At 66.0% G+C, this 14,479-nt stretch carries 11 protein-coding genes; all 11 read right to left on the bottom strand.

Translation table 11 applies throughout. The features are described 5' to 3' along the window. Window positions 1–377: 377 nt before the first annotated feature. Window positions 378–3,551, bottom strand: coding sequence for a multidrug efflux RND transporter permease subunit (locus tag ROZ37_RS13330; protein ID WP_312660007.1), 3,174 nt, complete (start codon window positions 3,549–3,551; stop codon window positions 378–380). Window positions 3,552–3,560: 9 nt separating this feature from the next. Next, a complete protein-coding gene (locus tag ROZ37_RS13335; protein ID WP_409449961.1) occupies window positions 3,561–4,754 on the bottom strand; it encodes an efflux RND transporter periplasmic adaptor subunit in 1,194 nt (397 codons plus the stop codon). A 374-nt stretch (window positions 4,755–5,128) separates the two neighbouring features. Next, window positions 5,129–5,935 carry an enoyl-CoA hydratase gene (locus ROZ37_RS13340; RefSeq protein WP_312660011.1) on the bottom strand — a complete coding sequence of 269 codons (807 nt, stop codon included), beginning with the start codon at window positions 5,933–5,935 and terminating at the stop codon, window positions 5,129–5,131. Between the two features lie 14 nt (window positions 5,936–5,949). Beyond that, window positions 5,950–7,155 (bottom strand): 3-oxoadipyl-CoA thiolase, encoded by a 1,206-nt coding sequence (pcaF, locus tag ROZ37_RS13345; RefSeq protein WP_312660014.1) that lies wholly within the window; start codon window positions 7,153–7,155, stop codon window positions 5,950–5,952. A 14-nt stretch (window positions 7,156–7,169) separates the two neighbouring features. Beyond that, window positions 7,170–8,489, bottom strand: coding sequence for a phenylacetate--CoA ligase PaaK (gene paaK / locus ROZ37_RS13350; protein WP_312660016.1), 1,320 nt, complete (start codon window positions 8,487–8,489; stop codon window positions 7,170–7,172). A gap of 261 nt (window positions 8,490–8,750) precedes the next feature. Next, entirely contained in the window at window positions 8,751–10,412 is a 1,662-nt protein-coding gene (gene paaN, locus ROZ37_RS13355) for a phenylacetic acid degradation protein PaaN (RefSeq protein ID WP_312660018.1), read from the bottom strand. Window positions 10,413–10,489: 77 nt separating this feature from the next. After that, window positions 10,490–11,566 (bottom strand): 1,2-phenylacetyl-CoA epoxidase subunit PaaE, encoded by a 1,077-nt coding sequence (gene paaE / locus ROZ37_RS13360; protein ID WP_312660019.1) that lies wholly within the window; start codon window positions 11,564–11,566, stop codon window positions 10,490–10,492. Window positions 11,567–11,594: 28 nt separating this feature from the next. After that, window positions 11,595–12,128, bottom strand: coding sequence for a 1,2-phenylacetyl-CoA epoxidase subunit PaaD (gene paaD / locus ROZ37_RS13365; protein ID WP_312660022.1), 534 nt, complete (start codon window positions 12,126–12,128; stop codon window positions 11,595–11,597). Between the two features lie 22 nt (window positions 12,129–12,150). Next, a complete protein-coding gene (paaC, locus tag ROZ37_RS13370) occupies window positions 12,151–12,906 on the bottom strand; it encodes a 1,2-phenylacetyl-CoA epoxidase subunit PaaC (protein ID WP_312660023.1) in 756 nt (251 codons plus the stop codon). A 20-nt stretch (window positions 12,907–12,926) separates the two neighbouring features. Continuing rightward, window positions 12,927–13,208, bottom strand: coding sequence for a 1,2-phenylacetyl-CoA epoxidase subunit PaaB (gene paaB / locus ROZ37_RS13375; RefSeq protein ID WP_312660025.1), 282 nt, complete (start codon window positions 13,206–13,208; stop codon window positions 12,927–12,929). 130 nt (window positions 13,209–13,338) lie between these two features. Then, window positions 13,339–14,340, bottom strand: a complete 1,002-nt coding sequence (gene paaA, locus ROZ37_RS13380) for a 1,2-phenylacetyl-CoA epoxidase subunit PaaA (protein WP_312660026.1) — start codon at window positions 14,338–14,340, stop codon at window positions 13,339–13,341. Window positions 14,341–14,479: the final 139 nt, after the last annotated feature.

Consider the following 14,479-nt stretch of genomic DNA (forward strand, 5'->3'; position numbering starts at 1 on the left):
GCTTGGACTATTAACCCGGCAAATTAATACAACCGTTCGCCCTGAGCTTGTCGAAGGGCGTTGGCAGGGCTTCGACAAGCTCAGCCCGAACGGTACTTAGCTGCCGGGTTAATAATGCAGCAGTGTGCCCGCAGCGGGTCATGACCAGCGAATACAGCGGCAAAGAACATGTTCGCGGCCTGCATGGCCGACGACGCCGGGCGCGTGGTCGAGATGCGAGAGCTCAACGACGCGGGTTCCTGGAGTGGGTGGCTGTCGACACTGCCATGCGGCACGCTCATGGGCATGGCAGCGCGCGGAGCGCACGATGCAGGCGCTCGGTCTGGAGCCACGCCTGATGGCCACCGAGTTCGTGAAGATCGCTCCGATGGAAAAGCTCATGTGCGCAGCGGATGGCCGGCCAAGCTCGATTCCCCGTGCTGGACGAGCGCGCGGCCGGACAGCTTGCGCAGCGCGACGTAGAACACCGGGGTCAGGAACAGGCCGAACAGGGTCACGCCCAGCATTCCCGCGAACACCGTGACGCCGGTGGCCGAGCGCACCTCCGCGCCGGCGCCGGTGGACAGCATCAGCGGCACTACGCCTGCGATGAACGCGATCGAGGTCATCACAATCGGGCGCAGCCGCAGGCGGCAGGCTTCGAGCGCCGATTCGGCAATGCCCTTGCCCTGCATCTCGAGTTCACGGGCGAACTCGACGATCAGGATCGCGTTCTTGCATGCCAAGCCCATCAGCACCACCAGGCCGACCTGCACGAACACGTTGTTGTCGCCGCCGCTCAGCCACACGCCGACCTGCGCGGACAGCAGGCACATCGGCACGATCAGGATCACCGCCAACGGGAGGGTCCAGCTCTCGTACAGGGCGGCCAGCACCAGGAACACCAGCATCACCGCCAGCGGGAACACGAGAAGCGCTGCGCGGCCCTGCGTGGCCTGCTGGTAGCTGAGGTCCGTCCACTCGATCTCCATGCCGGGTGGAAGCACCTGCCGCGCCAACTCGGCGACCTTGGCCATCGCCTCGCTCGAAGACAGCATGCGCGGGTTGGCTTCGCCGGCCAGATCGGCGGCGACGTAACCGTTGTAGCGCAGCACCGGGTCGGGGCCGTAACTTTGCTTGATCTTCACGACGGAGCCGATCGGTACCATCTCGCCGCGGTCGTTGCGGGTGCGCAGGTTGCCGATGTCCTCGACACTGTCGCGGAACCGGGCGTCGGCCTGGGCGATCACCTGCCAGGTGCGGCCGAATTGGTTGAAGTCGTTGACGTAGGCCGAACCCAGGTAGGTCTGAAGGGTGTCGAACACGTTGGTCAGCGGCACGCCCTGGGCCTTGGCTTTGACGCGGTCGACTTCCGCGTCGAGTTGCGGCACGTTGGCTTGGTAGCTGGTGATCGGATAACTGAGTCCGGGAGTCTGGACGGCCATGCCCTGCAAGGCCATCACCGCGTCCTGAAGCGCGCCGTAGCCGAGGCCGGCGCGGTCCTCGATGAACAACGAATAGCCGGCGCCGTTGCCCAGGCCCAGGATCGGCGGCGGCATGATCGAAAAGGCGATGCCCTCCTGCAGGCCGGCGATCTTCTGGTTGATCTCGGCGTTGATCTCCGCTGCACTGCGGCTGCGCTCGTCGAACGGCTTCAAGGGCAGGAAAGTCATGCCCGCATTCGGCGTGTTCGTGAACTGCAACGCGTTCAAGCCCGGGAAGACCGCGGCGTGGGCAACGCCGTCGGTGTGCAGCGCGATGTCCACGACCTTGGTCAGCAGCGCATCGGTGCGCTCGAGCGACGATCCTTCGGGCAGCTTGACCCCTGCGATCAGGTACATCTTGTCCTGCATCGGGATGAAACCTCCCGGCACGGCCTTGAACATCAGCCCCGTACCGACCAGCAGCAGCGCGTAGACCGCGAACACCACGCCGCGACGATCCAGCATGCGCGACATGGCACCCTGGTAACGTTCGGCGCCGGCGCTGAAAGAGCGGTTGAATCGGACAAACACCCAGCCGAACAGCCGCTCGATCACACGAGTGGGGCCGTCCTGGGGGGCGTTGCGGGATTTGAGCAGACGCGCGGCCAGCGCCGGCGACAGGGTCAGGGAGTTGATCGCCGAGATCACCGTGGAGATCGCGATGGTGGTTGCGAACTGCTTGTAGAACTGGCCTGTCACCCCGGACAGGAAGGCCATCGGCACGAATACCGCGCACAGCACCAGGGCAATCGCGACGATCGGACCCGAGACCTCCTTCATCGCCTGGTGCGCGGCGTCGAGGGGCGACAGCCCTTCCTCGATGTTTCGCTCAACGTTCTCGACCACGACGATCGCGTCGTCGACGACGATGCCGATCGCCAGCACCAGGCCGAACAGGCTCAGCGTGTTGATCGAGAACCCCAACAGGTGCAGTCCGGCAAAGGTGCCGACTATCGACACCGGCACCGCGATCAGCGGAATGATCGAAGCGCGCCAGGTCTGCAGGAACAGGATCACCACCAGCACCACCAGCAGCACCGCTTCCAGCAGCGTGTGCACCACCGCGTTGATCGATTCGCGAACGAATACGGTCGTGTCATACACCGTCTCGTACTTGATCCCCGGCGGAAAGTTCCTTTGCATCGCGTCCATCGCCGCGATCACCTGGTCGCGGATTTCGAGCGCGTTCGCGCCTGGCGCCTGGAATACCGCGATGCCGACGACGTCATTGTTGCGGTCGAGCTTGGCGCGCAGGGTGTAGTCGCCGGCGCCGAGTTCGAGCCGTGCCACGTCGCGCAGGCGCACGATCTCGCCGCTCGCGCCCGTTTTGAGCACGATGTCGCCGAACTCCTGCTCGGTACGAAGCCGGCCCTGGGCGTTGATCAGCTTCAGGAATTGGCTGCCATGCATCGGCTCCGCGCCGAGTTGGCCGGCGGAGACCTGCACGTTCTGCTCGCGCATCGCCGCAAGCACGTCGCCGGCAGTCAGACCGCGAGCTGCGATGGCATCGGGATCGAGCCACGCGCGCATCGCATAGTCGCCACCGCCGAAGACATTGACGTCACCCACGCCGGGGATACGCGCGAGCGCGTCCTTCACGTGCAGTCGCGCGTAGTTGCGCAGGTACAGCGTGTCGTACTTTTCGTCCGGCGAGGTCAGGTGCACGACCATCAAGAAGGTCGGCGACTGCTTCTGCACCGTCACGCCCTGGCGGCGTACGTCCTCGGGCAGGCGAGCGTTGGCCTGGGCGACGCGATTCTGCACCCGCACTGCGGCATCGTCGGCGTCGATGCCGGGCCGGAAGGTCACGGTCATCTGGAGCACGCCGTCCGAACCGGCGACCGACTTCAGATACATCATGCCTTCGACGCCGTTGATCGCTTCTTCCAAGGGCGAAGCGACTGTCTCGGCGATCACCTTGGGGTTGGCACCGGGGTACACGGTGCGCACCACCACCGAGGGCGGAACAACCTCGGGGTATTCGCTGATCGGCAGGATCGGGATCGCGATCAGGCCGGCGGCGAAGATCACGATCGACAAGACCGCGGCGAAGATCGGCCGCTCTATGAAGAACTTGGAAAAGTCCATGGGGAATCGTCAGTTCGAGGCGGTGGCCGGCACGGCTGCCGCCTGCATCGGCACCGACGTCGCATCGACCGGCATACCCGGCATGAATACCTTCTGCCAACCGTTGACGATCACGCGGTCGCCTTCGGCCAGGCCCTTGTCGACAATGCGCAGCCCGTCCGCGCTACCGCCCAGCTGCACGTCGCGACGCTGCGTTTTGCCGTCCTTGTCGACCACGTAGACGTATTTGCGGTCCTGGTCGGTCAGTACCGCCTTGTCGTCGATCAGCACCGCATTCAACTCGCTGCTGCCGAGCAGGCGCACTCGCGCGTACAGGCCCGGAGTTAACATGCGGCCCTGGTTGTCCAAAACGGCACGCATGCGGATCGTGCCACTGCCGCTGTCGAGCCGGTTGTCGACGAATTCGACCTGACCGGCGTGCGGGAAGTCGTCCTCGTTGGCCAGGCCGACTTGAACCGGCACCTTGCCGTCGCGCTCGCTGACGCGCAGGCCTTTGCGCGCCAGTTGGCCGTAGCGCAAAAACGCGTTCTCATCGACGTCGAAGTAGGCATAGACCTTGTCGAGCGACATCAGCGTGGTGAGTACGCTGGCCGCATCGCCGGCGGCGACGAGATTGCCCGCGGTGAACTGCGCGCGCCCGGCACGACCGGAGATCGGTGCCCGGACCTGAGTCCATTCCACATTCAGCCTCGCGGTTTCCACCGCCGCTTGCGCGGCCAGGACCTCGGCCTGCGCGGACTCGTCCGCGGCGCGGCGCTGTTCCCAGACCTCGGTGGAGATGGCCTGCTGTCCGACCAGCATCTTCGCGCGCTCAGCCTCGCTGCGGCTGTTCGCAGCCTGGCTGCGGGCACGTGCCAGCTGAGCTTCGGCGCGTGCCAGTTCGGCACGATAGGTGCGTGCGTCGATGACGAACAGCACGTCGCCCTTCTTCACTTCCTGGCCTTCGCGGTAGACGACGCGCTCGATGTAGCCCGACACGCGCGGGCGCAGGTCGACACTTTCGGTCGCCTCGATGCGACCGCTGTATTCATCCCACTGACTCACCGCCTTGACCACCACCTGCGCGACGCTGACCTGCGGTAGCGGTGGCGCCGATGCCGCGCCGGCGTCGTCGCCCCTGCAAGCTGCGAGCGACAAGGCACTAAAGGCCGACACGATCATTAGCGCCCAAGCGCTGCGTGGATTAGAGCCGGGAGGGTTCATTTGACGGGCTTCTGGGAGAGGATATGAAGCGAAACGGGGCGCAGACGGGGTCGAGATTACGCCTGGGCATGCCAAGAGTATGTAAGCGCGGTCGTTCAGTCAAAAGAACCAGAAACGTATATTTTGGATATACCAGGACGCGTGTAGAGACCGGGCCTTACGTCGGCGCCTCCCAAATCCACCGGCTACGAGGTCGCACCGCGCGCTCCATCCTCGCTTGGAGGCCGAGAGCCGAATGCGCACGTCCTCGTCATGCGCAGTCGCCGCCTTCCAATTTGATGCAGTTGCCGATCACGAGCAAGACGACATCGCCGTGCCGTTCGATGGATGCAGCTTGTGATACTTCGATCCCCCGTTTTCTCGTTCGCCGCCGGTCAGCAATGCGTGAAGCTTGCGCGGCGCTTGGCGACGAAGGCCGCCATGCCTTCCTTCTGGTCCTGCAGGCCGAAGCTCGCGTGGAAGGTGCGTCGCTCGAACAGCAGTCCCTCCGACAAGCCCGACTCGAAGGCGCGGTTCACCGATTCCTTGATCATGATCGCGACCGGCAGCGAGAACGCCGCGATCCGCTCGGCCGCTTCGAGCGCCTCGTCGAGCAGGCGCTCGCCGGGAACGATCCGCGACACGAGCCCCGCGCGCTCGGCTTCCTGCGCGTCCATCATGCGCGCGGTCAGGCACAGGTCCATCGCCTTCGCCTTGCCTAGCGCCCGCGGCAGTCGCTGAGTGCCCCCCGCGCCCGGAAGCACGCCGAGACGGATTTCGGGCTGGCCGAAGCGTGCGTCTTCGGCGGCGATGATCATGTCGCAGGTCATCGCCAACTCGCAGCCGCCCCCGAGCGCGAAGCCGCGAACCGCCGCGATCAAGGGTTTGCGGACGCGGGCGAGGCGGTCCCAGTTTCGCGACACGTAGTTCGTCTTGTAGACGTCCATGTAGCTCCATTCCGCCATCGCGCCGATGTCGGCGCCGGCCGCGAAAGCCTTGCCGGCACCGACGATGACGATCGCGCCGATCGACTCGTCGGCGTCCATCGCCTCGAGCTCGTCGCCGAGCAGGTCGATGAGGGTGTCGCTCAAGGCGTTGAGATGGTCGGGGCGGTTCAGCGTGAGCAGCGCGACGCGGCCCCGGCGCTCGGCCAGGACCAGCGGTTCGGCAAGTTTGTCCTTCGAATCGTGGAGATTGGCCACGGCATGTCTCCCGCTCAAACCCGTTCGATGATTAGCGCGATGCCCTGCCCCACGCCGATGCACATCGTGCACAGCGCGTAGCGGCCGCCGGTGCGTTCGAGCTGGTTCAACGCCGTGGTGACGAGGCGTGCGCCGGAGGCGCCGAGCGGGTGGCCCATCGCGATCGCGCCGCCGTTCGGATTGACGTGCGCGGCGTCGTCCGGCAGGCCGAGATCGCGCGTCACCGCGAGCGCCTGCGCGGCGAAGGCTTCGTTGAGCTCGATGACGTCCATGTCGGCGAGCGTCAGGCCGGCCTTCGCGAGCACCTTCTTCGACGCCGGCGAGGGGCCGAAGCCCATGATGCGCGGCGCGAGTCCGGCAGCGGCCATCGCGACGACCCGGGCGCGCGGCTTGAGGCGGTAGCGATCGACGGCGGCTTCCGACGCGAGCAGCACCGCGCAGGCGCCGTCATTGACGCCCGACGCGTTGCCCGCCGTGACCGTACCGTCCGGACGCACGACGCCTTTCAGCTTGGCGAGCGTCTCCAGCGTCGTCTCGGGGCGCGGATGCTCGTCGGTCGTGAAGAGCTTCGGCTCGCCTTTCTTCTGCGGGATCGCCACCGGCACGATCTCGCTCGCGAAGAGCCCCGCCTCGTTGGCGACCGCCCAGCGCTGCTGCGAGCGCAGCGCCAGCGCGTCCTGATCGGCGCGGCTGATGTTGAACTCGGTCGCCACGTTCTCGGCGGTCTCGGGCATCGAGTCGATGCCGTACTTCGCCTTCATCAGGGGATTCACGAAGCGCCAGCCGATCGTCGTGTCCTCGATCTTCGCACTGCGCGAGAAGGCGCTGTCGGCCTTGCCCATCACGAAGGGCGCGCGGCTCATGCTCTCGACGCCGCCGGCGATCAGCAGGTCGGCCTCGCCGGACTTGATCGCCCGCGCGGCCATCCCGACCGTATCGAGACTGGAACCGCACAGGCGATTCACCGTCGTGCCGGGCACGTCCTGCGGCAGGCCCGCGAGCAGCGCGGCCATGCGTGCGACGTTGCGGTTGTCCTCGCCGGCCTGGTTGGCGCAGCCGTAGATGACGTCATCGACCGCGGCCCAGTCGACGTCGGGATTGCGTTCGACCAGCGCACGGATCGGCAGCGCCGCGAGGTCGTCGGCGCGCACCGCGGACAGCGCTCCGCCGTAGCGGCCGAAGGGGGTACGGATGGCGTCGCAGATATAGGCGTTGTTCATCGTCCCTTCCCTCCTCAGGCCGTCACGTTGCGCTTGTCGATCAGGCGCTTGGCCTTGCCGACCGAGCGGAACAGCGATCCCGGCTGCGCCATCGTCGTCTTCGTGCTGATGCCGATGTAGGACTTGATGTTGTGCTGCAAGAGCTTCGCAATCTCCTGCTGGCGCAGCGGGCCGAGCTCGGCCGCTTCGGTCGAGAGTTCGACGACGACTTCCATCTTGTCCATGTGGCCGTCGCGGGTCAGCTCGATCTGGTAGTGCGGCGACAGCTCCTTCTGCTTCAGGATCAGCTCCTCGATCTGGCTCGGGAAGACGTTCACGCCGCGGATGATCAGCATGTCGTCCGAGCGGCCGGTGATCTTGCCGATGCGGCGCATCGAGCGCGAAGTCGGCGGCAGCAGGCGCGTGAGATCGCGGGTGCGGTAGCGGATGACCGGCAGCGCTTCCTTCGACAGCGACGTGAAGACGAGCTCGCCCTCCTCTCCGTCGGGCAGCACTTCGCCGGTCTCGGGGTCGATGATCTCGGGGTAGAAGTGGTCTTCCCAGATCACCGGGCCGTCCTTGCTTTCGATGCACTCGCTCGCCACGCCCGGCCCCATCACTTCGGACAGGCCGTAGATGTCGACCGCGTCGATGCCGGCACGCGCTTCGATCTCGTGGCGCATCGCCTCGGTCCAGGGTTCGGCGCCGAAGATGCCGATCTTCAGCGACGACTCGGCCGGGTCGAGCCCCTGGCGCACGAACTGCTCGAGGATGTTGAGCATGTAGGACGGCGTCACCATGATGGCCTTCGGCTTGAAGTCCTGGATCAGCTGGACCTGGCGCTCGGTCTGGCCGCCGGACATCGGCACGACGGTGCAGCCGAGGCGCTCGGCGCCGTAATGCGCGCCCATGCCGCCGGTGAAGAGGCCGTAGCCGTACGAGATATGCACGACGTCACCCCTGCGCACGCCCGCGGCGTAGATCGAGCGCGCGACGAGGTCGGCCCAGTTATTGATGTCGTTCTGCGTGTAGCCGACGACGGTCGGCTTGCCGGTCGTGCCGCTGGAGGCATGCACACGGACGACTTCCTCACGCGGCACGGCGAAGAGGCCGAAGGGGTAGTTGTCGCGGAAGTCCTTCTTCACCGTGAAGGGGAATTTCGACAGGTCGGCCAGCGTCTTCAGGTCCGACGGATGGACGCCGGCGGCCTCGAAGCTGCGGCGATAGTGCGGCACGTTGTCGTAGGCGTGCTGAACGGTCTTCTTCAGGCGCGCGAGCTGCAGCGCGCTCAGTTCGTCGCGGCTCGCGGTCTCGATCGGGTCGAAGCCGATGCCATATTCCATGCGTGCGTTCATTCCTGTACTCCTCTCTCTTGGGGTTGGAACGGCGGCGGACCTTCTGGGCGGGTACGCTTCACCGTTCTTGATGCTGGGGTGTTTCTTTTGATCTTTACTGGTCCGGCTCTCCCGCACCGTTCGGGCTGAGCCCTTCGACTTCGCTCAGGACAGGCCTGTCGAAGCGTCCGAGCGCAGCCGTTCGCCCTGAGCCTGTCGAAGGGCGCTGCCAGGGCTTCGACAGGCTCAGCCCGAACGGTCTCGGGCGGGCGTTCCCGCCGCTCAGACCGCAAACCGATGCTGGATCACCCGGAAGCGGTTCGCGACGAAGGCGCTGTCCGAGTAGCTCGCGTTGGCCGACGGGTTCGCGCCCGTGCCGTGGTAATCCGAGAACGCCGCCGACTGGTTCACATAGACGGCGCCGGTCAGGTTCAACGACAGCGCAACGCCGGCTCGCTGGGTCGCGGCGGTCACCTGCTGCACGAACTCGGGTTTGCTGCTGTAGGCGCCGACCGTGAGGGCGCCGTGCTCCGTCGTGATGCGCTCCGACAGCGCGAGGGCTGCCGCCGCGTCGGCGGTGCGCACGACGAAGGCGATCGGGCCGAAACGCTCTTCCATGTAGGCGGCCTCGTCGGCAGCGTCGCTCTTCAGCAGCACCGGCGTGCGCACCGTCGCTTCGGCGTATTCGGGGTGCGCGACCGGCTTCGACGCCAGCACGACTTCGCCCCAGCGCGAGGCTTCGTCGAGGCGGCCCAGCGTGTCGGACGACTGGATGCAGCCCAGCACAGCGGCGGCGACCGCCGGATCGCCCAGCAGCTTGTCGATCGAACGCCCCAGATCGGCCGCAACCTCGTCGAAGCTCTTGTGGCCCTGGTCGGTGTCGATGCCGTTCGCCGGCACGAGGATCGCCTGCGTCGTCGTGCACATCTGGCCCGAGTACAGCGACAGGGTGAAGGCGAGGTTCCGCAGCATGCCCTTGTAGTCGTCTGTCGATTCGATGACGACGTTGTTCACGCCGGCGAGCTCGGCATACACCTGCGCCTGGCGGCAGTTCTCGATCAGCCAGTTGCCGAAGCTGTTGCTGCCGGTGAAGTCGATCGACTTCACGGCCTTGTGCGTCGCGAGGAAGCGCGTCAGTTCGCGCGAATCATCGACCGCGAGCAGCACGGCGTTGGGATCCGCGCCGGCTTCGACGAGCACTTCGCGCAGCACGCGCACGGTGATCGCTGCGGGCAGGATCGCGTTGCGGTGCGGCTTCACGATGACCGGATTGCCGGTGGCGAGTGCCGCGAAGAGGCCCGGATAGGTGTTCCAGGTCGGGAAGGTGCCGCAGCCGATCACCAGGGCCGTGCCGCGGCCGACGATCTCGTAGCGCTTCTTCATGACCAGCGCCGGGTTCTTGCCCTGCGGCTTTTCCCAGACGGTCTCCGCGGGAATGACGGACATCTCGCGCCAGGCGTAGGCGACGGCTTCCAGCGCGCGGTCCTGGGCATGGGCGGCGCCGGCCTGGAAGGCCATCATCCAGCCCTGGCCGGTCGTGAACATCACGGCGTGAGCGATTTCGAAGCTGCGCTTGTTCAGGCGCACCAGCGCTTCGAGCAGCGCGCCGATGCGACCTTCGGCGCCGAGGGCCTGCAGCGATCCGCGCGCGGCCTGCGAGGCCTCGATCAGCGCCTCGCCGCTGCAGCGCGGGTAACGGATGTTCATCGGCACGCCGTAGGGCGAGCGCTCGGCGCCGGCGGTGCCGGTGCAGCCGGGCTGATCGAGCTGGAAGTCGGTGCCGCAATAGGCGTCGAAAGCGGCGCGGCCTTCGGCCATCGCGTTCTCGCCATACACCTTGGGACTGGGCATCTCGGAGAACGGGCTCCAGTAGCCGCGGTCGGCGACGGCCTGGACGGCGCGGTCGAGCATCGCCTGATGGCGAGCAAACATGGGGTGGGTCATTTCGATCTCTCTATAGGGGGCATTGGAGCCGGCGCGATCTCTTTCGGATCGCTGCCGGCGGTGCGTCAGGCGGTGGCTCAGGTTTCCTGGTCGAAATCCAGCACCAGTTTGTCCGTGACCGGATAGCTCTGGCACGACAGACGGAAGCCGCGCGCGATCTCGTAGTCTTCGAGCGCGAAGTTGGTGTCGTGGTCCACCTCGCCGTCGATCACCTTGCAGCGGCAGGTCGAGCACACGCCGCCCTTGCACGAGTACGGCATCTCGATGCCCTGCGCGAGGCCGGCGTCGAGCACGGAGTCACGGTTCTTCGGCATCGTGAATTGACGCACACGGCCGTCCTGGATCACGGTGACCTCGCAGTCCTCGGTGCCCTTCACCGGATGCGAATGCGCGGGGCGCGGGCCCTTCGGCAGGCTGGTCGCGAAAAGCTCCATTTTGATCGCCGGCTTCTCGATGCCGTGCGCCTGCAGCGACGCGGACACCGCTTCCATCATGTCCATCGGTCCGCAGATGAAAGCCATGTCGATGCGCTTCGGATCGATCCACCGCGCCAGCAGCGCGTCGCAGCGCTCACGGTCGATGCGGCCGTTGAAGAGGTCGATGTCCTGCTGCTCGCGGGACAGCACGTGCACCAGGTTCAGGCGCTCGCCGTACTGGTCCTTCAGGTCGGCGAGTTCTTCGCGGAACATGACGCTCGACGACGAACGATTGCCATACACGAGCGTGAAGCGGCTGCCAGGCTCGCCGGCGAGCAGCGTCTTCACCAGCGACAGGATCGGCGTGATGCCGCTACCCGCTGCGAAGCAGACGTAGCGTCGCGCGACGTGCGCATCGGACGCGATGCCGAAGTGGCCGGAAGGCGGCATCACCTGCACGCTCACGCCCGGCTTCAGGAAGTCGTTCGCCCAGTTCGAGAACAGGCCGCCATGCACGCGCTTGATCGCCACGCGCAGTTCGCGCTCGCCGGTGCCCGAACAGATCGAATACGAGCGGCGCACGTCCTCGCCACCGATCTCGGTGCGCAGGGTCAGGTGCTGGCCCGGGGTGTAGTGGAACGACTCCGCAAGGGAAGGCGGCACGTCGAAGCTGACGACGATCGCGTCGCGCGTTTCGGGGCGCACGCTGGCGACCCGGATATCGTGGAACTTGCTCATGTCTCTTGCTCCTCTCGGAGTGCCTTTCTCAGTGGCACTTGAAGTAGTCGAACGGCTCGCGGCAGTCGAGGCAACGATGAAGCGCCTTGCACGGGGTCGAACCATGACGGCTGATCGGCTCGGTATGCGTCGAGCCGCAGTGCGGACATGCCGCGGGCGCATCGTCGACGGTGCGCCGACGCAGCCCGCTGATGTCGATCACCTGGCGGCCATCGGCACGTCGGGCAGGAGGAGCGATCCCGTATTCGCTCAACTTCCGGCGTCCCTCGCTGGTCAGCCAGTCCGTCGTCCAAGCGGGCGCGATCCGGCTTTCCAGCCGCACACGCTCCACGCCCCGCTCACGCAGCGCCTCCTCGATGGAGCGGCCGATCACCTCGGTCGCCGGGCATCCCGAATAGGTCGGCGTGATCACCACCTCGCACACCGCCCCGGCCGGCTCGTCGTGCCAGTTCACCTCCCTCACGATCCCCAGATCGACGATGGAAATGACCGGAATTTCAGGATCAGGCACGTCGGCCAGCCAGCCCCAAACTCTCTCGCTGCGTTCGCGCAAGTCGCCCATCGCTGCCTCACTTACCACGTTGTCACCACGTCGCGCCGGGATAGGCGCGCTGCAGGAACTGCATCTCGGCCAGCAGCAGGCCCAGGTGTTCCCCGTGCCGCCCCTGCTTGCCGCCCTTCTGCATCCATTCGCCTTCCGGCAGCGTCAGCGTCGCCTCGGCGAAGACTTCGCTCACCATCGCGAGCCACGCGTCCTTCAGCGTCGAGGGATCGCACGCCAGGCCCTGCGCGCCGAGCAGCTCCTCGGTCTCGTCGGCGTTGAACATCTCGCCGGTGTACATCCACAGCTCATCCACCGCGTCCTGCATGCGGCGGCGGCTTTCGGCGCTGCCGTCGCCCAGGCGCACAACCAGGTCGCTGCTGCGGCGCAGGTGGTAGGCCACTTCCTTGATCGCCTTCGCCGCGATGTCGGCGATGCGGTCGTCGGACGAGCGCATCAGCGCGTCCAGCACCAGCTGGTGCCACACGTCGAAGAAGAACTGGCGCACCAGCGTGTGGGCGTAGTCGCCGTTCGGCTGCTCGACCAGCAGCAGGTTGGTGAACTCGTGCGAATCACGGCGGAAGGCCAGCGCGTCCTCGTCGCGGCCGCGCCCTTCCACCTCGCCGGCGTAGGACAGCCACATCCGCGCCTGGCCGATCAGGTCGAGCGCGGTGTTGGTCAGCGCCATGTCCTCCTCGAACGCCGGGCCCTTGCCGCACCATTCGGACAGGCGCTGCGACAGCACCAGCGCGTTGTCGCCGAGGCGCATCAGATAAACGGACTTGTCATCGAGCAGCATGTCTGTTTCCGTCCCGCCGATCACATGTGCTTCACTTCTTCCGGCACCGGGAAGAAGGTCGGGTGGCGGTAGATCTTGTTGTTCGCGGGCTCGAACAGCGCTTCCTTGTCAGCCGGGCTGCTCGCGGTCATTTCAGCGGCGGGCACCACCCAGATCGACAGGCCTTCATTGCGGCGCGTGTAGACGTCGCGGGCGTTGTTGATCGCCATCTCCGCGTCCGGTGCGTGCAGGCTGCCGACGTGCTTGTGGGCGAGGCCGTGCTGGCTGCGGATGAACACTTCCCAAAGGGGCCATTCCTTCATTTCTCTTCTCCTCTCAATCTCGTTATCACTTCAGCGACCAAACAAACCCGTTCGGGCTAAGCCTGTCGAAGCCCTGCCTGCCCTTCGACGAGCTCAGGGCGAACGGGGGTATCCGGTGGCTGTGTTGTCGTCAGGCGGCCTTCGCGGTCGCGACTTGTCTTTCGGATTTCTTCTCGGCGTGCGCGAGCAGCGCGTCGCGGAACCACTTGCCATCGTCCCAAGCCTTCACGCGGGTGCGCAGGCGGTCGCGGTTGCAGGGGCCGTTGCCGGCGACGACCTGGCGGAATTCCTCCCAGTCGATCTCACCGAAGTCGTAGTGGCCGGTGTCCTCGTTCCACTTCAGCTCGGGATCGGGGATCGTCAGGCCCAGGTATTCGGCCTGCGGCACGGTCTGGTCGACGAACTTCTGGCGCAGCTCGTCGTTCGACAGGATCTTGATCTTCCACTGCATCGACTGCGCGCTATGCACGGACTCGCCGTCCGGGGGCCCGAACATCATCAGCGCCGGCCACCACCAGCGGTTCAACGCGTCCTGCGCCATCGCCTTCTGTTCGGGCGTGCCCTTGGCCATCGACATCACGAGGTCGTAGCCCTGGCGCTGGTGGAAGGATTCCTCCTTGCACACGCGCACCATCGCCCGCGAGTACGGGCCATAGGAGCAGCGGCAGAGCGGGATCTGGTTCATGATCGCCGCGCCGTCCACCAGCCACCCGACCGTGCCGATGTCGGCCCAGTTCGTCGTCGGGTAGTTGAAGATGCTGGAATATTTGACCTTGCCCGACAGCAGGTCCGCATAGACCTGGTCGCGCGTCACGCCGAGCGTCTCGGCGGCGCTGTAGAGGTAGAGCCCGTGACCCGCCTCGTCCTGGATCTTGGCCAGCAGGATTGCCTTGCGCTTCAGCGTCGGCGCGCGCGTCACCCAGTTGCCTTCGGGCAGCTGGCCGACGATTTCGGAGTGCGCGTGCTGCGAGATCTGGCGAATCAGGGTGCGGCGGTAGCCTTCCGGCATCCAGTCCTTCGCCTCGATCTTGATGCCCGCGTCGATCTTTTCCTGAAATGCGCGCTCCTCGGCCGACATCTCGTCGAGCCCCTGCACCCGCTTCATTCCTGTGTCCACCATCTGGGCGTACATGCTGTTCCTCCTCTCTCGGGGTTCGTTCATCCGTCTTGCAACGTGATACGTTTCTTCGCGCTGCATTTGGTTGCCGCGACTCATGACAATCGCGCGTTGGAACGAATCCTATGGCAGCAGCCCGGGCCGGACTGTCGGC

It is taken from the genome of Aromatoleum sp. (assembly GCF_032027225.1).
Classification (GTDB): Bacteria; Pseudomonadota; Gammaproteobacteria; order Burkholderiales; family Rhodocyclaceae; genus Aromatoleum.